General features: G+C 62.3%; 18 protein-coding genes. 9 read left to right on the top strand and 9 right to left on the bottom strand.

The window, feature by feature from the left end; all coding sequences use genetic code 11:
• Positions 1–42: 42 nt before the first annotated feature.
• The 3 genes from ACQKRQ_RS32645 to ACQKRQ_RS32635 all read left to right on the top strand — a co-directional run bounded on the left by ACQKRQ_RS32645 (position 43) and on the right by ACQKRQ_RS32635 (position 3,267).
• Entirely contained in the window at positions 43–1,695 is a 1,653-nt protein-coding gene (locus ACQKRQ_RS32645; RefSeq protein WP_427481529.1) for an FAD-dependent oxidoreductase, read from the top strand.
• Positions 1,696–1,890: 195 nt separating this feature from the next.
• Entirely contained in the window at positions 1,891–2,181 is a 291-nt protein-coding gene (locus tag ACQKRQ_RS32640; protein ID WP_427481528.1) for a hypothetical protein, read from the top strand.
• Positions 2,182–2,583: 402 nt separating this feature from the next.
• Positions 2,584–3,267 (top strand): glutathione S-transferase family protein, encoded by a 684-nt coding sequence (locus ACQKRQ_RS32635; protein ID WP_427481527.1) that lies wholly within the window; start codon positions 2,584–2,586, stop codon positions 3,265–3,267.
• A gap of 73 nt (positions 3,268–3,340) precedes the next feature.
• Here the strand turns inward: ACQKRQ_RS32635 and norR are convergent, their stop codons facing one another.
• Positions 3,341–4,933, bottom strand: a complete 1,593-nt coding sequence (norR, locus tag ACQKRQ_RS32630; protein ID WP_427481662.1) for a nitric oxide reductase transcriptional regulator NorR — start codon at positions 4,931–4,933, stop codon at positions 3,341–3,343.
• A gap of 112 nt (positions 4,934–5,045) precedes the next feature.
• Here norR and hmpA point away from each other — a divergent pair, with 112 nt between their 5' ends.
• The gene (gene hmpA / locus ACQKRQ_RS32625; RefSeq protein ID WP_427481526.1) at positions 5,046–6,227 is read left to right on the top strand and encodes an NO-inducible flavohemoprotein; all 1,182 of its coding nucleotides are present in this window, start codon (positions 5,046–5,048) and stop codon (positions 6,225–6,227) included.
• 82 nt (positions 6,228–6,309) lie between these two features.
• On the opposite strand, the gene ACQKRQ_RS32620 is transcribed toward hmpA, so the two are convergent.
• The 5 genes from ACQKRQ_RS32620 to ACQKRQ_RS32600 all read right to left on the bottom strand — a co-directional run bounded on the left by ACQKRQ_RS32620 (position 6,310) and on the right by ACQKRQ_RS32600 (position 9,310).
• Positions 6,310–6,597, bottom strand: coding sequence for a hypothetical protein (locus tag ACQKRQ_RS32620; protein ID WP_132381713.1), 288 nt, complete (start codon positions 6,595–6,597; stop codon positions 6,310–6,312).
• A gap of 72 nt (positions 6,598–6,669) precedes the next feature.
• Positions 6,670–6,906 (bottom strand): hypothetical protein, encoded by a 237-nt coding sequence (locus tag ACQKRQ_RS32615; RefSeq protein ID WP_427481525.1) that lies wholly within the window; start codon positions 6,904–6,906, stop codon positions 6,670–6,672.
• Positions 6,907–7,086: 180 nt separating this feature from the next.
• On the bottom strand, positions 7,087–7,611 hold the full coding sequence (locus ACQKRQ_RS32610; RefSeq protein WP_132383228.1) for a phasin family protein: 525 nt from the start codon (positions 7,609–7,611) through the stop codon (positions 7,087–7,089).
• A 446-nt stretch (positions 7,612–8,057) separates the two neighbouring features.
• The gene (locus tag ACQKRQ_RS32605; protein ID WP_427481524.1) at positions 8,058–8,576 is read right to left on the bottom strand and encodes a cupin domain-containing protein; all 519 of its coding nucleotides are present in this window, start codon (positions 8,574–8,576) and stop codon (positions 8,058–8,060) included.
• A complete protein-coding gene (locus ACQKRQ_RS32600; protein WP_427481523.1) occupies positions 8,573–9,310 on the bottom strand; it encodes an NAD-dependent epimerase/dehydratase family protein in 738 nt (245 codons plus the stop codon). Before ACQKRQ_RS32600 ends, ACQKRQ_RS32605 begins: the two co-directional genes overlap by 4 nt.
• 136 nt (positions 9,311–9,446) lie before the next feature.
• Here ACQKRQ_RS32600 and ACQKRQ_RS32595 point away from each other — a divergent pair, with 136 nt between their 5' ends.
• Positions 9,447–10,982 (top strand): PLP-dependent aminotransferase family protein, encoded by a 1,536-nt coding sequence (locus ACQKRQ_RS32595; RefSeq protein ID WP_427481522.1) that lies wholly within the window; start codon positions 9,447–9,449, stop codon positions 10,980–10,982.
• Positions 10,983–11,022: 40 nt separating this feature from the next.
• Here the strand turns inward: ACQKRQ_RS32595 and ACQKRQ_RS32590 are convergent, their stop codons facing one another.
• Positions 11,023–11,619, bottom strand: a complete 597-nt coding sequence (locus tag ACQKRQ_RS32590) for a TetR/AcrR family transcriptional regulator (protein ID WP_427481521.1) — start codon at positions 11,617–11,619, stop codon at positions 11,023–11,025.
• 303 nt (positions 11,620–11,922) lie between these two features.
• Here ACQKRQ_RS32590 and ACQKRQ_RS32585 point away from each other — a divergent pair, with 303 nt between their 5' ends.
• The 4 genes from ACQKRQ_RS32585 (at position 11,923) to ACQKRQ_RS32570 (ending at position 15,290) form a co-directional block, all read left to right on the top strand.
• Entirely contained in the window at positions 11,923–12,585 is a 663-nt protein-coding gene (locus ACQKRQ_RS32585; RefSeq protein ID WP_427481520.1) for a DUF3313 domain-containing protein, read from the top strand.
• Positions 12,586–12,721: 136 nt separating this feature from the next.
• Positions 12,722–12,943: a hypothetical protein gene (locus ACQKRQ_RS32580; RefSeq protein WP_427481519.1), complete on the top strand. Its 222-nt coding sequence runs from the start codon at positions 12,722–12,724 to the stop codon at positions 12,941–12,943.
• A gap of 227 nt (positions 12,944–13,170) precedes the next feature.
• Complete coding sequence (locus ACQKRQ_RS32575) at positions 13,171–14,730, top strand: intermembrane transport protein PqiB (protein ID WP_427481518.1); 1,560 nt, start codon at positions 13,171–13,173, stop codon at positions 14,728–14,730.
• Positions 14,731–14,807: 77 nt separating this feature from the next.
• Positions 14,808–15,290, top strand: a complete 483-nt coding sequence (locus ACQKRQ_RS32570; RefSeq protein ID WP_408177756.1) for a low affinity iron permease family protein — start codon at positions 14,808–14,810, stop codon at positions 15,288–15,290.
• 30 nt (positions 15,291–15,320) lie between these two features.
• Here the strand turns inward: ACQKRQ_RS32570 and ACQKRQ_RS32565 are convergent, their stop codons facing one another.
• Both ACQKRQ_RS32565 and ACQKRQ_RS32560 read right to left on the bottom strand, forming a co-directional pair.
• Positions 15,321–16,352 carry an alpha/beta fold hydrolase gene (locus ACQKRQ_RS32565; protein WP_427481517.1) on the bottom strand — a complete coding sequence of 344 codons (1,032 nt, stop codon included), beginning with the start codon at positions 16,350–16,352 and terminating at the stop codon, positions 15,321–15,323.
• A 17-nt stretch (positions 16,353–16,369) separates the two neighbouring features.
• Entirely contained in the window at positions 16,370–17,887 is a 1,518-nt protein-coding gene (locus tag ACQKRQ_RS32560; protein ID WP_427481516.1) for a M81 family metallopeptidase, read from the bottom strand.
• Between the last annotated feature and the right edge of the window lie 101 nt (positions 17,888–17,988).

Below are 17,988 nucleotides of genomic sequence, written 5' to 3'. Positions count from 1 at the left end.
GCAGACTGATCCTCCTCCCCCCTTGCCTGTTTGGACGCAGCCATGCTGACCATCGACGACATCCGGACAGTACCGCTCTTTGCAACACTCTCCGACGACGAACTCGACAATCTCGCGCACACCTCCGCAGACCTTCATCTATGCGCAGGCGAGTTCGCGGTTCACGAAGGCGGCGAGCGCGCGCTGTATGTCGTTCTCACCGGCAAGATGGAAGTCATCAAGACGTTCGACGGTATCGAGCGCACGCTAGGCTGGCGTCTGCCCAGCACGATCTTCGGCGAAGTGCCGCTTGCGCTGAGTTCACCGTTTCCGGGCGCTTACCGCGCGGCGGAACCGTCGCGTGTGATGCGTGTGGACGCCCAGCGTTATTACGTACTGGCCGCCGCATCGCCGGATGTGGCGCTCAAGATGGGCGCGCTCGCTCGCGAACGCATCGGCGGGTTGCAAGGGCTTTCCGCTGAACCACCCAAGGCGCGCGTCACCATGGTCGGCAGCCGCTGGGACGACGCTTGTACGGCGCTGCGGCATTTCCTCGCGCGCAACCAGATCAGCTATGACTGGATGACGCCCGACGCGCCCGAACTGCTCAAGCGTTGGCCCGGAACCTGTCCGACAGAGGAAGAGTGCCCGTCGCTGCGACTGGTCGACGGCACGGTGCTGAACCGGCCAGAGGCGCGCGAGCTTGCCGGGCTGCTGGGTCTGCAGACGCAGCCTCGCCTCGCCGAATACGACACGATGATCATCGGCGGTGGCCCGGCTGGGCTCGCCGCGGCGGTGTACGGCGCATCGGAAGGCTTGCGCACTATCGTGCTGGAGCGTGAAGCGCCCGGCGGACAGGCCGGCACCTCTTCGCGTATCGAGAATTACCTCGGCTTTCCCAACGGTGTCTCCGGGGATGAACTGGCAAGCCGCGCACTGCAGCAGGCAAGGCGGCTTGGCGCGGAGATCCTGGTGACACGGTCCGTCGGCCGGATCGATGTGCAGGCGCGCAGCGTTCACCTCGACGGCGGCGACATCATCCGGACGCGAACGATCATTCTTGCGACGGGCGTCACGTGGCGGCGTCTCTCGATCGAAGGTTTCGACCAGTTTATCGGTAAGGGTATTTACTACGGCGCGTCGCGCAGCGAAGCGAACGCGACGCATGGACTCGACGTGTATCTGATCGGCGGCGGCAATTCGGCTGGGCAGGCCGCGTTGTATTTTGCCAATCACGCGCGCATGGTGACGCTCGTCCTGCGCGGCGATTCGCTCGACAAGAGCATGTCGCGCTATCTGATCGAGCAACTGCGCGGCAAGTCGAACGTCGCGGTGCGACTGCGATCGGAAGTCGTGGGCGCGTACGGCGACACCCATTTGACGACGATCGACGTGCGCGACGCGTCGAACGAAGCCGTGCGCCGGCACGATTGCGGGGCCTTGTTCGTGTTCATTGGCGCCGACGCGGAGACCGCGTGGTTGCCCGAGGAAATCGCACGCGATGCGCGCGGCTACGTGCTCACCGGCGACGACGTCGTCAAGGCCGGACGCTGGTCCCATGGCCGGGATCCCTACCTGCTCGAATCGAGCGTGCCCGGCGTGTTTGCCTGCGGCGATGTACGGCTGAGTCCGGTCAAACGCGTGGCTTCCGCGGTCGGCGAGGGCAGCATGGCAATCGCGTTTGCCCACAAATATCTGCAGCAAGACGCGCGATAGCGCTGGATCGCGCGGCAACGCTTCTGCCCGCTTGCAAAAGCGCGCCGGCGGCCGCGCCGCAGGCCTATTCTTCAGCTGAATACTTCGACTTCCCAATCATCGAGGATTGACTAAAAAACAGGCTTCTTTTCGCCCGATTGAAACCAGAAACGCCGGCGCACACTGACATCGTGCCAATTGCGCAAGGAGCCTGCGATGTCTACCCGCCACGATAAAGATAACGAGTTCGAAATCAGCCTGCCGGCCGCTTCGACGACAGAATGGACCAGCCCGGTGCCGGGCGCCGACGCCGAAACGATGCGCGGGTTGCACCTCGCGTCGGAGAGTGTGCTGTGCCTCGCGACGCAGACTTACGACGCCGCCGCCCGTGGCGACGCGGCAGGCGCGGAAGCGGCGCGTGCGTCGCTCGAACAGCAACTGGCACTTGCCACGCGCCTGATCGACGAGCTTCTGTTTGACGGCAGCGGCCCGCATACGACACACTGACCGGCCCGCAGGTCGGACAGCACCAATCGCAGTCTCTACATCTGAAAACTGAAATGAGCGCTCTGACGGTAATTCTCTGCATTTGGGCCATGGTGGCCTTTTGCGCAATTCTTTTCATTCGCGGCGCTACCTCGCGCGTTGAGCGTCCGACCAAGGCACCGCAAAAGCGCCCGTCGCGCTTTTCGATCGCGGAGTAACGGCAAGCAGGCGATCGCGATTCGTTCGTGACAACACGTGCGAATCGTTCGAACGTTCTCATCGGAATAGTCGTACGGCAAAAGCGGCCTGGCAGCCCATCATCACCACAGGTCGCAACGACCGGCAGCCACCGCGGCATGAATCCGAGCGGCGCTGTGCCGCACGGTCGTCATCTGCCCTGCCCCTTATTCCATGGAGATCGTTATGCTGAAGTTTTACTTCCACCCCTCGCCGAACCCGATGAAAGTGGCGTTGATGCTCGAAGAACTGCAGACCCCGTTCGAACTGATCGCGGTCGACACGTTCAAGGGCGAACAACATCGCCCCGAGTTTCTCCGCATCAACCCGAACGCAAAAGTCCCGGCGATTACCGACGACGGCGTCACTGTGTTCGATTCGCACGCCATCCTGCTGCACCTCGCGGCGAAACACGAACGGTTCCTGCCGGCATTGGCTGGCGAACGCGCACGGGCGTTGTCGTGGCTGATGTTCATCGCGACCGGACTGTCGCCCTTCTCGGGCCAGGCGGTGCACTTTCTGCATCACGCGCCGACGCCGCTGCCCTATGCGCGCAATCGCTATCTGAAGGAAGTGGAGCGCCACTATCGCGTGCTGGACGAGCGCCTTGCGACGTCGAAGTATCTGGCCGGCGATACTTATTCCGTCGCGGATATCGCGCTGTGGGGCTGGGCTAACTTCGCCGGCTACATTCTCGGTGAAGCGGGTCTGAGTGCGTATCCGAACGTGAAGCGCGTCGTGGACGAAATCTCCGCGCGTCCGGCCGCGGCGCGCGCACAAGCGTTGAAGGACAAGCTGACGCTGAAAGCCGAGTTCGACGAAGAGACACGTCGCGCGCTATTTCCGCAAAACGAAGACGTAGCCGCTTAAACGTCTACCCGTTGGTCGTGCTGCGCGACACTACGCTATCTTGCAGCGGTCGCGCGGCGAATTGCGTTGCCGGTCATTTGAGGCCAAGCCGTTTGGCCAACCGGTTCAGATTCGCCCGATCAAGACCGAGCTCGCGCGCGACGGCCGCCCAATTCTGGTTGTGGCGAGACAACGCGTCGAAAACGGTGGTTCGCTCGAACTCGGTGACCGCACTGCGAAAATCCTTCGTTCCGCTTTCAGTTGTTTCGCCTGGCGTCTGACTTGTGTCTTCAGCCGGTGCTGCTGATAGCGCGAAGTCGGCAGCCGTCAACGTCAGGATCCGACGGCGCTCGCGATTCGCAGCCAGTGCCTTGAGCGCGCTTCGGCCGATCAGGTGTTCAAGTTCACGCACGTTCCCCGGCCACGGATAACGCAGCAGCATGGCTTGGGCATCCGCCGCGAGACGCAGGCTCAGCAGGCCGAGCCGCGAGCGATTCTCTTCGAGGAAAAACCCCGCCAGCAGCAACACATCGCGGCCACGTTCGCGCAACGGCGGCACGCGTAACGGATAGACGCTGAGCCGATGATAGAAGTCCGCGCGGAACCGCCCCGTGCGGACCTCTTCAGCCAGATCGCGATTCGTTGCGGCGATCAGCCGCACGTCGACCTTGTGTTCGTGGTCCGAGCCGATGCGCTGCAACTGGCCGTTCTGCAAAACCCGCAAAAGTTTGGCCTGCACGAGAAGCGGCAGCTCGCCCACTTCGTCGAGAAAAATCGTACCGCCGTCCGCCAGTTCGAATTTGCCGCGCCGGTCCGACGACGCGCCGGAGAACGCGCCCCGCACATGCCCGAACAGCTCGCTCTCGACGAGCGTGTCCGGCAGCGCGGCGCAGTTCAGGCTGATCAGCGGCTTATTCGCCCGCGACGAGAGCGCGTGAATCGCATTCGCCACGAGTTCCTTGCCGACGCCGGTCTCACCGGTGATCAGCACGGTCAGATCGCTGCCGGCGACCACCTCGATTTCCTTCATCAGATGCGTGTGCGCGTCGCTGCTGCCGACCATTTCGCGCCGGCTCTGGCTGCTCGCCTGCCGGTAGGCTTCCGCGCGCCGCCGCTCCTCTTCGGTGCTGCGCGCGAGCGTATCGATTCGTTCGACCACGCTCACCGTGGCGGCGGCCAGGCCCAGAAACGCCCGCAGCGACGCCATGTCGATGCTGTCGAAGCGCGCCGGGTCCAGCGCATCGAGCGTGAGCAAACCCCACGGCCGGCCGCGCACGAACAGCGGACAGCCGAGGCAATCGTGGACTTCGAGATGACCAGCCACGCCTTGTACGAGGCCGTCGTAGGGATCGGGCAGATCGGAGTCTGCAGCGAAGCGGGTCGGCTCCGGCCGCGACAGAAGTTGCTCGAAGCGCGGGTGGTCGCCGACACGAAAGCGCCGCCCAAGCGTGTCGCTGCTCAATCCGTCGATGGCGAGCGGCACCAGCGTGTCGCCCTCCAGACGCAACAGAGCGGCCGCGTCGCCGGGAAACAGCGCGCGCAGGCTGCTGAGCAGACGGCGGTAACGCTCGCGGTCGGACAGCTCACGCGAGAGGTCGAGGATCAGCGGCGTCAGGACGTCGAGGAGCGCTTCTGCAGTCAGATCGACTCCGTCAGGAGTCTTTTCGACTAAGGTCGAATTGACCATCATGAAATTCAAATCGTTGATTTATTTGCATTTTATACCTGGCACGAAACATGGAGAGACAAGCACGTCAGTCGAAGCCCGACTGGATATCCACCAACAACCAGGACTTCCTATGCTTTCCTCCGAACACCGCGCCATCGTCAAAGCCACCGTTCCTCTTCTCGAAAGCGGAGGCGAGGCGCTGACCACGCACTTCTACGACATGCTGATCAGCGAACATCCGGAAGTGCGTCCCATGTTCAACCTCGCCAACCAGGCGAGCGGCGCGCAACAGCGCGCGCTGGCCAACGGCGTGCTGATGTACGCACGTCACATCGATCAACTCGAACAACTTGGCGGGCTGGTCTCGCAGATCATCAACAAGCACGTCGCGCTGAATATCCTGCCGAAGCATTATCCGATTGTCGGGCAGTGCCTGCTCAAATCCATCCGCGAAGTGCTCGGCGCCGAGATCGCAACCGATGCGGTCATCGAAGCATGGGCCGCCGCCTATCAGCAACTCGCCGATCTGTTGAGCGGCCTTGAAGAGAAAATGTACGCAGAGCGGGAAGCGGCGCCGGGCGGCTGGCGCGGCACGCGGCTCTTTCGTGTCGCCCGTAAAGTGCGGGAAAGCGACGAGATCACGTCGTTCTATCTGCGCCCCGACGACAACGGCGAATTGCTTGCGTTTCATCCGGGGCAATACATCGGCGTGCGGCTCGTTATCGACGGCGAGGAAGTGCGCCGTAATTACTCGCTCTCGGCCATGTCGAACGGCCGCGAATACCGTATCAGCGTGAAGCGCGAACCGAATGGCAAGGTGTCGAACCATCTGCATACGCAGGTCAATGAAAACGACGCGGTGGAACTGTTCGCACCGGCTGGCGACTTCAAGCTCGAAGACAGCGACAAGCCGTTGGTGCTGATCAGCGGCGGCGTGGGCATCACGCCGACGCTGGCGATGCTGCAAGCCGCGCTGAATACCGACCGCCCTGTGCACTTCATTCACTCGGCGCGTCACGGCGGCGTGCATGCGTTTCGCGACGCGATCGACCAGTTGGCCGCGCGGCATCCAAAATTGAAGCGTTTCTACTGCTATGAGCAGCGTCGCGCGGAAGATGCCGACGCGCACGGCATCGGCTATCTCGACGAAACGCGCCTCGACGCGTGGCTGCCCAAGACGCGCGACGTCGATGTCTATTTCCTCGGACCGATCGCGTTCATGAAGGCCATCAAGAAGCACCTGAAAACGATCGGCGTGCCGGAGTCACAAAGCCGTTATGAATTTTTTGGTCCGGCTTCCGCACTGGAATAAAGACGCGGGTTGCGTCGACGTGCAAATAGCCGGAGCCGGCTATCTGCACGCAACTGTCGGTCGCGTTGAAGTACTTACGCTCTCAGCAAAGCGTCGCGCTCGTCACCCAGGACATGCTCTTGAAGCGCGCGATCATGGCATCCACCAACTCGCGTTGCGCTTGAGCCAGCGCGATCGTGACTTCTTCAAACCCGCTGCCGGGAGGCGTCGTCACAGCGACGGTCTCGACGTTGCGGGAGAAGGGAAATAGCACCTGCCAGATTGCGGCAATGCGCATACCGTGAAGCGCCGCGCGCACCACGAGTCGATGACGGCCCGAGGTTTGCGACGACAGCACCTGCAAACCGCTCTCAGAAGATTCACTGGTCATGTCGTACCCTTTTATATTGACTGAGCCGCGTTGCTCGCGGCCTTCAGATGTTTATTCGATTCTGCCGCCTTATTAAGGCATCTTGATGATCCCGCTCAAGCGCCTGAGCAAGGCGTCAGCATGCTCCCGATCGACCTTTGAAATCTCGCGCTGCTTCAGTATCGTCTCGATGCGCTGACGCCAATAATCCGGCTCATTGACTACCGACGTGCACGCCATCGAATCACCTTTTGAAAGCAATCTCTCCAGCGTTGTGACTATCGTTTCAATGTGCGAGAGATCGTTCTTATAAGAAGCGTGACTTCCCATTACATTCCCGGCTGACTTTTTTTAAGCGCCTTCGGATCGCCCTTCGAACGAGTTGGCAAGCAATGCGATACCCATTTCGTTTCCGAATCGACCGATCCGTCCTGCTTGGAGGAAAGCGAAACAACAGCCCTGGAGCGTTTGCTCCAGGCTGCCTGAGCATTGCTGTTGGGCTGAATTGCCTTATTTGGCCCGCGCCGAGTCAGGTGCCGTCAACTGACTGGCCTGCGCCAAGGCAATGGCTTGCGCGGTGGCTTTGCGCATCGCGTCGTAGGCAGCGCCCGCACTGGAAACCGCCGACTTGAACGCGGTGACCGCGAGTTCGGAGCCTGTGGGCGCATTGCGCGCGAAGTCGTCGAAAACCGTCTGCATTTTCGTGTTGGACTGTGCAAACCGGTCTTCGAAAATCTTCAGAAATTCGGCCTGTGCGGCGTTGGTGATTTCAAGCGCGTGACTGTTATAAGACAGTACTTTCTGCGCGACGGGTTGCGCGTTGCTGGCCTGATGAATAAACAGTTCGACCGGCGTCTTACCCGACACCGCCATCTGCCATGCCTGTTCGCTCTCCGCGAACGTGGCCTTGGCCGCCTGCAGGTTCAACTTAGCCAGCTCTTCAAAATACTGGAATGTTTGCTGCGCCAACGAAAACGCGACAGCGACATTGGCACTTTGGATGGAGACGAATTGCTCTGGCGTCGAAAAATACACTCTGCACTCCTTCTTTAAACGTTCACATTGCTCAGACAAGAGGTATGCGAAACCAGTCGAGACGCACGCAGATTGTCGACTCATCGGCTTGCACCAAGCGGCTCGATCGTTCTGCGATGCAGCATTAGATGAAACATTCTAACTTTGTTAAATCTGCATCTGGCGCACTCTTTTGTAAGTAATTACCCTCGGGTGACGGTATGGTTTTGACTGAATAAAGGCGCGGCTCTGATCGTCGAAAGATCAGTGGAATATTCGCGATTTGGGCGTACACGCCGATCTATGGGACACAACATGGGAAGCACTGTCCGTAAGCGCGCTACGGAGTGCAAGAGCAGATGAGCGATAGACGGTCAAATGCATGTGTATGCGACCGTCTATCGCTTAGAGAAAAACAGAAATGTGATGTGGATTTACAACCAGTCGGCAGTGAGAGAACGCCGGACTTAGTTCGGTGGCAATACCAGCGGACCGCAATTGGTATCAGCGATGAATGTCGCCAGTAACTTCGCCGGATGCACCGCATCAGGGTTCTCGGCGAATAGATGGAGCGCGCGCGGCGGCTCGAACCAGGTCTGTCCAACCGCGTAGTCGACGGGCGGCCCACCTTGCAGTTGCGAGCGGATCGTCCCTTCCAGCACGACCGCCGTCACTGAACCAGGGTGACGATGCGCGGGCGTAAAGCCGAGCGGCGGAAAGTCGACGATGGCCGTCGTCACCGACTTGCCCGGCACGTTGGGCAGCGCTTCGCACGACAGCACTTTCACGGTCGATGCAGGCCGGCTCGCTGCGCCGGTATGCGTCGATGCGTTGGACATCAACGGATCGACGCCGCAGATCCCAGCGAACCAGTCGATGGCCGAACGAGGCGCCGACGGGCCGAGCGCCAGCATCGTCGTCGTGGCCAGCGCGAGCATGGCGGGCTTGCGCGCGAGACGCGGCAGAGTCAGCGTCAGCGGATTCATACGCGCGCCGCCGATCGCATATCCGGCGACCAATCCAACTCACGGCGCGCCTTCGCGCTGGTCACTTCGGCTACGTCTTGCGCGACGTTGTACACGGCCGCGTTGCCCCGCTGAAGCGCAAGCAACGCCGCATAGGCCGCCGCTTCGACATGCAACGGACTTGAACCCGCCGGGGCGTCGGCGCCTGTGCCGGGTCCGTAAATCTGTCCATAGCGAAGCACCGTGCCGTTCAGCGACGCCGCTTCCAGCACGTGCCGTTCGAGCGCCGCGACGCCACGCACGCTCGTGCCGCGCGCGCCCTGCGCATCGATGTCGAGCGGGCAGCTTTCGTCGTAAGGCGTCGGTCCCGGCCGGTACGCCCATGCAATGCTTTGCGCAATCATCCGGCTGCTGCCCGCCGCGATCGCCGCGGCCACCAGGTTGCGCGTACCCTCGTCGCGTATCCGCGCGTTGGCCGTCACCGCCTGAGCCATTCGAGCAGGGTCGAGCCCGGGCGGCAAATCGGTCAATTGATGAATCACGCTGGCCGGCGCGATGCGCACAAGCGCGTCACGCAGCGCGGCCGCATCGAATACATCGACGATAACCGGCACCACGCCCGCGTCCTCAAGTTCTCTCGCGCGGTCCGTGCGCCGCGTGCCGCCGAACACCGTATAGCCGGCGTCGATCAGCAGCGGCGCAAGCGCGCTTCCAATGGCGCCCGTTATGCCGGCGACGAACACCTTGTGTGCCATTTCCTTTCTCCTATCAGTCATTACGCGAAAGTCGGCGACATGCCGCGTTTCCAATGACCCCAGCATAAGGCTGTGAATGGTCATCAAAAAGGTCCATTATTCGGAAACTGATTGAGCCAATTTGACGAGGAAGAGCGTGCGGCGAGCTGAACAGATTGAACTTGCGCTAGCGCCCAGGCCGGAAGGCGCGCCGCTTCACCGCTGGCTCTATGACGAGTTGCGCAAGGCGATCTTGTCGGGGTCGTTGCCGCCGGGCGCCCGCCTGCCTTCCACGCGCGATCTCGCAACACGATTTCGACTGTCGCGCGGAACGGTGCTGGGCGTTTTCGCGCAACTCGACGCGGAAGGGTATCTGTCGGGCGCCGTGGGACGCGGCAGTTTTGTTGCGGCTGAACTGCCGGACCGGCGCATCGACAGCGGCGAGCGGACGTCGCCCAGAAAGCGCGATGGCCGGCCGCTCGCCCGCGAGCGTCATCATGACGGCGATAGCGGCACGCAGCCGCCAGTTGTCGAGTTATCGGCGCGTGGCCGTTTGCTCGCGCGGAGCGCGTTTCAACTCAGCGGCCGCACGCGCCCTGCGCGCGCCTTTCGCGCCAGCCAGCCCGATCTCGATGCGTTTCCATTCGAATTGTGGGCGCGGCTCGCGGCCAACCGGGTGCGTCGCGCGCAGCGGGATCTGCTCGGCGATGGCGAGGCGCAAGGGTATCGGCCGCTGCGTGAAGTGATCGCCGCTTATGTCGGTCCGTCGCGCGGTATTCGATGTTCGGCGGACAACGTCGTCGTGTTGGGCAGCGTTCAGCAGGCAATCGATCTGACCGCGCGCCTCCTGCTCGATCCGGGAGACAGCGCGTGGATGGAAGACCCAGGTTACCCCGGCGCCCGTTTCGTACTCGAAGCGGCAGGCGCCCGGGTGATCGGCGTGCCGGTCGACACGGCCGGCGTCGATGTGTCATGGGCCCGTCAGCACGCCGCAACTGCGCGTCTGGCTTATGTCACCGCCGGGCGCCAGGCGCCACTGGGTCCGCCGCTCGCGCTCGAACGGCGTCTATCGTTGCTCGAGTGGGCACGGGATCGAGGCGCCGTCATCATCGAAGACGACTACGACAGCGAGTACCGCTTCGAAGGCCACCCGCTTGCCGCGATGAAGAGCCTCGACGACCACGGACACGTGATCTACTGCGGCACCTTCAGCAAGCTGCTGTTTCCCGCTTTGAGGACGGCGTATGCGATTCTGCCCGACGGGTTGGTCGAGCCATTCGTGGCCGCGCTGTCCTCGACGGCGCGGCATGTTCCAACCGATCAACAATCAGTGTTGCACGACTTCATCGCCGACGGTCATTTCGGCCGGCACATACGACGCATGCGCATGCTCTATGGCGAGCGGGCCGAGGCGCTGACGTCGGCGGTCGAGCGGCATCTCTCGGGCTTGCTCGCGCTTGCGCCGATCGTGGCGGGACTCGATGCGCCCGCCTTTCTGCCCAGAGGCGCGGACGACGCCGACGCGGCGCGGCGTGCGGCACGCGAAGGCATCGAGACGCGCCCGCTATCGCTGTACGCGATCGACCATCCCGCGCCGCCGGGGCTCGTGCTCGGTTTTGCGTCGATCGGTGTCGAGGAAATAGAGTCGGGGGTGATCGCTCTTGCTCGAGCGTTGACGCGCCGTTCGCGATGAACCAGCGCGGCTCGCAGAGCGGATTGACGGTCCGCGCGGCTCAGCCCGCGGACCGTTTGCGACGTTTTGTCTGCGAGTGCTGACCTTGCCAGCTCGCTTCATCGAGAAGACGATCGAACAGCCGGTTGCGGGCCGAATCGTCCAGCGGCGACAGTCCCAGCAGAGAGTGAAACGCGAGACCGCTGGCGGCGAAGTAGCGCAACAGCGACAGATCGAGGTCGGTCGCTTCGTCCTGCAAGGCCTTCATTTTCTCGGCGTCGGACGTCTTCATTTCGTCGAGCAAGTTGGGGTTCTCGACCAGCGCGGCGAGAACGGCTCGTGCCACGGAATTCGGCTGATTGATGGACTCCCGATAAATCGCAATCTGCGCCGCGAGGTTGGGCTCCGCTTTGGACGCGCCCTCCCTCGCCATATAGTCGCGCGCGATCTGCTCGAACTGCTGCTTCTGATGCTCCAGCAACGCGCACAGTACCCCCTGCTTGGAGCGAAACTGATGCAGCAGTCCACCCTTGCTGATGCCGCTTTCACGCGACAACGAATCGAACGTCAGTCCACCGACGCCTTCGCGGGTCAGGATGGTAAGAGCGGCATCGATTGCCTTCTTGCGGGAAATCTCCGAACGGGTCTGGTTATCCATTGTCGATAGTGATGACGTCGCCACGCTGGCCGTGCCGGCCCGGTGCTGCCGCGTCGTGATGGTATTGGGGAAGTGATTCGGCGCGGTGAATCAGTGTCGGCGAGCAGTCGCGCCATCCGTCGGCACAAGCAGCGCTCGCTCTGAGGGTTGGAATTGTACCGCTCAAGCCACCCAACAAACAAACCGGATAGACGGTTTACATTCAATAAAGACGGTGCTACTGTTCGGCCTCATCGGTTCTCGCCTGAACTGCACCCCGCCCGGCATTCACCGGCACTCAAATTGCCCATCAAGGAACATGCAATGTTCACGAACAAACTCGTCCCGCTTCTTTTCGCCGGCACAGCGGTACTGGCCCTCGCGGCCTGCGCGGGTGTGCAACCCGTCGCGTACACGGGCATCGCGTCCTCGCCGCAGTTGAAGCAGAACCGCGACGACGATGCGGGCAAAGTGCCCTACAAGTACGCGGCGCCCGTGGTCTGGGCGCGCTACACGCAGGTGGTGCTGGACCCCGTGGCCGTCTATCAGGGCAGTGACAACCAGTTCGGCGAATTAAAGGCCGCCGACAGGGCCGCGCTTGCCGACTACATGCAAAAGACGTTCTCGGAAAAACTGGCGAAACGGTTCGACGTGGCCACGCAGCCCGGCCCCAACACCTTGCGGATCAAGCTGACCTTGACCGGTGCCGAAAGCACGACGTTGCTGGTCGGGCAGTTCATGCATTTCGACCTTGCGGGCAATCTCTACAACGGCGTGCAGTCGATCCGCGGCGGTCAGGGGGCATTCAGCGGCTCGGTGTCCTACGCCGTGGAAGTCTATGACGGTGCGAGCGGCCAACTGCTGAAGGCCTACGTGTCGAAGCAATATCCGAACGCCATGAATCTGCCGGCCGCTTTCGGTTCCCTGGGCGCTGCGAAGACGGGACTCGACAAGGGTGCGGATGCGCTGGTGGCGCAGCTTCATTGACCGGTCCGCTTTCGCTGCCCATCGCTTTGCGCGCTGCGCGTAGTTGACCCGCGGCGCGCAAGCGCCACGGTGCATCGGCCACGGCAAGCCGAAGCAACGACAAGGCCGCTGTTCCGGACTATTCCGAGGTACGCGTATGCGCGCATTCGCTGACATGGTCGTCACACTCGCCCCTCCGCCTTTGATGGTCGCCGTCGTGTTCTTTGTGGCGTATCTGCTGGTGGGGATTCCGGTTCAATTCACACGTGGCCCGGCCGCGAGAGATGCGTTTGGCACCCTGGCCGGCGTCTTCGCCGCGCTCGTCTACATCACACTGGTCATGAGTTTCTATCCGGATGTTCACGCTGCTCCTCGCTAACCCGGCAGGTCTCTCCAGAAGGTTCAGACACCATGCGCTCGCGGCATCCACGTAGTCCGCGTACGCGAGACCAGCGCGAGGCTTCCGGCCCGCAAGCATCGAACTCGGGCAGCGGCACGCGAGCCAGGTCGATCCGCGCAGGCATCAGGCACAGCGTCAAGCGAACGCTGCGCTATCTTTGCCGGTTGGCGAAAGACATGGGCGACGTCGTCCGCGGAAAGCTGTAAATGCGTCTTCGCCCACGACTCGCCGTCATCTGGCTCGCGCCGCTTGCCGCCGCATTGATCTGTCTCGCGCTTCTCGCGCCCTGGCTCGAACGATCGGGGGCCGAAGTCACCGTCAGCTTCGCCACAGCCGAAGGACTCGAAGCCGGCAAAACCCGCGTGCGCTATAAGGACGTCGAAATAGGCAGATTGACGGAACTGCGGCTCTCGCACGACCGCACACGCGTGCTCGCCGTCGTGGAACTCGACACGTCCGCCGAACAGTTTGCACTATGCGGCACGCGCTTCTGGGTGGTTCGTCCGCGCGTCGGCACCGCTGGTGTCTCCGGGCTGACGACATTTATCTCCGGTCCGTACATCGCGGTGGATGTTGGACGTGCGTCCACGATATGCCAGCAGTTTGCCGGTCTGGAAACGCCGCCGTCCGTGACCAGCGAGCAGAACGGCGGGCGGTTCGTTCTGCTCGCTTCTTCCCTCGGATCGCTCAATGTGGGCTCGCCAGTCTATTTCCGGCGTGTGCAGGTGGGGCAAGTCCTCAACTATGCGTTGGCTCGCGGTGGCTCCGCCGTCGATGTCGATGTATTCGTGAAAGCGCCTTACGACCGCTATGTCACATCAGGCACGCGATGGTGGCACGCAAGCGGCATCGACCTGCGATTCGATTCGAGCGGCTTGACGCTGGACACCCAATCCGTTGCCACGGTGCTCTCCGGAGGCGTCGTATTCGATCTGCCCGAATCACAGACGCCCGAACCTCGCGCCGCCGACGGCGCCGCGTTCGCTCTAGCCGCGAACAGAACCGAGGCGATGCGTCGTGCCGACGACGGACCCGCCGCGTCGGTGCGCATGAGGTTCAACGGGAGCGTGCGCGGGCTCTCAGTCGGCGCGCCGGTCGACTTCGACGGCGTCGAACTGGGCGACGTGACCGCCATCGATCTCGACTTCACGCCGGCGCGCAATCGCTTCGACATGGTGGTGACGCTCAACCTCTACCCCTATCGTCTCGGACGACGCTACAGGGAGGCACTCGGAAAAGGCTCCGGCGCGGCGGCCAAAGCGCTGCTGCATCAACTGGTCGCCCAGGGCTTGCGCGGGCAGTTGCGTATGGGCAGCGTGCTGACCGGCCAGCGCTATGTGGCGCTGGACTTCTTCCCGAACGTACCCGCTGTCAGCATCGACACGCGCCGCATGCCGGTCGAACTGCCGACCGTGCCCAATACCGTCGAGGAACTTCAGGACCAACTCGCCAACATCGTGATGAGGCTCGACCACGTCCCCTTCGACGCGATCGGCTTCAATCTGAACCAGGCGCTCGTGAACGCCAATTCCCTGTTCCAGCGAATCGACACGGAACTGGTGCCGCAGGCGCACACGACGTTGGCGGCTGCCGAGCGCTCGTTCAATGCCGCAAACGCCACGCTGCAGCAGGACTCGCCGATGCACACCGATATTCGCCAGGCGTTGACCGAGTTGCGCCGCACCCTTGCCGCGCTGAAGGCGCTGTCGGACTATCTGGAACAGCATCCTGAATCGATTGTGTGGGGTAAATCGGCGGACCACTGAGGTGCTTCGACGCTTGCTCATGGGCCGAGGCGGCGTCTGTGCGATGATGCCTTACGTCGACCCGACTCGCGGAGATCATGATGAGCGGCAAATGGTTTTCGAAGTTCTCAAGCTTCCTTTCCACGATGACCGGCAGGCCGGTCACCTTTGTTCTGGCCGTCGTCATGGTGATCGTCTGGGCCCTCACCGGCCCGCTCTTTCACTACAGCGATACGTGGCAACTCGTGATCAACACGTCGACCACGATTGTCACGTTCCTGATGGTCTTCCTGATCCAGAACACCCAGAACCGCGATACGGCCGCGATGCAGATCAAGCTCGACGAGTTGATCCGCGCACTGGAAGGGGCTCACAACGCGCTGCTCGATCTTGAAGAGCTCGAGGAAAAGGACTTGACCCGCTTCCGCAAACACTACGAAAAGCTGGCTGAAGAAGCGCGCACTGCGCTGCGCGCCGGCGGCAGCGACACCGATTCGCCCTTCGTCGACAATCGCGATGACGGTGACGAAGACCGGCGCAGCGGTAAGGGTCGCGATGGCAAAACGGGAGCGGCGGTGTAACGCGACTAGCCAATGCGTTCGCAAGTATTGCTAGAAACGTGCGACGTCGATCACGGCATCGGCAAACGCTTTCGGCGCTTCCTGCGGCAGGTTATGTCCGACACCGCCGCCGATATTCCGGTGCGCGTACTTGCCGGTGAACTTCTTCGCGTACGCCGCCGGTTCAGGATGCGGCGCGCCGTTCGCGTCGCCTTCCATCGTGATGGTCGGTACCGAAATCGTCGGCGCCGCTGCCAGACGCTTCTCCAGATCGTCGTACTGCGCCTCGCCCTTGACCAGCCCCAGTCGCCAGCGATAGTTGTGAATCACCACCGCAACATGATCCGGGTTATTGAACGCTTGCGCCGAACGCTCGTATGTCGCATCGTCGAAATTCCATTTCGGCGATGCCGTGTGCCAGATCAGCTTGTTGAAGTCGTGGCGGTTCGCGTCATAACCCGCATAGCCGCGCTCCGTCGCGAAGTAGAACTGATACCACCAGGCCAGCTCCGCTTTCGGCGGCAACGGCGTGCGGTTCGCTTCCTGGCTGCCGATCAGATAGCCGCTCACCGACACCATCGCCTTGCATCGTTCCGGCCACAGCGCGGCGATGATATTCACCGTACGCGCGCCCCAGTCGAAGCCGCCGAAAATCGCCTTGTCGATCTTCAATGCGTCCATCAACGCAATGATGTCGACGGCCGCCACAGCCTGTTGCCCGTTGCGCGGCGTGTCCGCGGACAGGAACCGTGTCGTGCCATAGCCGCGCAGATACGGCGCGATGACCCGGTAGCCGGCCGCCGCGAGCAACGGCATGACTTCGGCAAAGGCATAGATATCGTACGGCCAGCCGTGCAGCAGGATCACAACCGGTCCGTTCTGCGGACCCGCTTCGGCGTATCCAATGCTGAGCGTGCCGGCATTGATCTGTTTCAGGTTATCGAACGAGGCGACACGGACTCCCGCCTTCGTGCTGTTGGATTGCGCGTTGGCAAGCCCGCTCAGTCCCAGTTCCATCAGGCTCAGGCCCGCAACCGTCGTTCCGAGCAGACGACGGCGCCGAATATTGATCTGGTCAGACATGGTGACTCCCTTAAAAGTTAAGCGCTCGCGAGCCGTGCCGGATCGCTTTCACTGAAAGACGGCCCCAACGGCCGCAAACGGATTGCCGGATCGAGACGCGTCCACGGAAGGTCGACGGGATCGGCAGCCATCGGTCCCGGCGCTTTCGCGACGAGAATCGCCTCGGCGATAGCCTCGAAATCCGCGCGAAAATGCACCGAACTCTTGTTCACCAGAATCTTCATCTGCTCGGGTTCGATGCCCGCCACGCGGAACAGGTTGCGATCGAACACCTGCATCTTGACGGAGCTCACCGCAATCCTGACGCCTTCGATCCGCAAACAGGCGACCGGCCCCAACTCGCCTTGCATGCCGTTGAGCATCGGGCCATCGAAACGGAAGCGTCCGTCCGACACGTGCTCGACTTCGAACACACCTTCCAGCGGCGCATCGCCCTGCACCCCGGAACGGCCGCCCAGCGCGAGTGAAATGCGCGCGCCCACACCCGCGCGATGCGCCGCTGCCGCCGCCTGGGCATCCCAGATCACGCCCACCGCCGCGTCGGTAGCGCCATTGCGCAACAACGCGCGCACCATCCCCATCGTGTTCGAATCGCCGCCCACGCCCGGGTTGTCCTGCGTGTCCGCGATGATGACCGGTTTGACCGCCGTCCTGCTCACCCGGATTGCTTCGAGCGCCGCTTCGTCGGGCGTCAGGAAGGGCACATCCCAACGCGCTTCATCGCCGGCGATCTTCGCGAACAGTGCGTCCGCTGCATGTTCTGCCGCAGATTCGTCGAATGCATAAGCCCAGATCGTCGGGCCGCACTCGGGAAAATCGGCCGCCGGAAAGCCCGGCGCAAACGACACGGTCACGACAGGCCGCTCTTCGAGATCCTCCAGCAACCGGTACATCCCGCGTGCGGGCTCGACCAGCGTGCACATGCCATTCACGGGAATCAGGAACGGCACGCGACGCACCGCCCGATGCAACGGTCGCCCCTCCCGCATCAGATCTTCGAGAAGCCGCGCGGCACGCTCGCCGGTTTCAGCCATGTCCACATGCGGATAGGTTCGATACGCCACGAGCGCACTCGCGTGTTCGAACATGCGAGCGGTCACGTTGGCATGCAGATCCAGCGAAACGACCACCGGCATCCGATCGCCGACGATCCGCCGCACACGTTCGAGAAGTTCGCCCTCGCCGTCGTCGTGTTGCTCGGTCACCATCGCACCGTGCAGGTCGAGATAGATCGCGTCGAAGCCGCCTGCCTCGACAGCGGCGATGATCTCGCCGCCGATCCGCTCGAATGCATCCGTCGTGACGTGTGCCGATGCGCTGGCGCCCGCCCAGATCACCGGCTTCAGTTCGTGCCCATTCGCTTCCATGACCTTGATGAATCCGCCAATCGGCACATTGACGTCGCGAAGCCCGAACACGTCGTTACCGCGGACCATGGGCGGAAAGCCCTCGCCCTGAACGAAGCTCGAATAAGACGCCCTGGTGGGCGCAAAAGTATTGGTTTCATGCTGGAAACCGGCGATCAGGATTTTCATGTGTTTCACCTTTTCTCAAACGATCTCGCGAACCATCGGCGAGATGATATGGATGCCTATATTTAATATTTCGACAGAGAATTCGGAAAGTAGACTCGACA

Source organism: Paraburkholderia sp. NPDC080076 (genome assembly GCF_050281145.1).
Taxonomy (GTDB): Bacteria; Pseudomonadota; Gammaproteobacteria; order Burkholderiales; family Burkholderiaceae; genus Paraburkholderia.
Note: the sequence above shows the minus strand (reverse complement) of the source record. Positions and strands in the feature narration are given on the sequence as shown.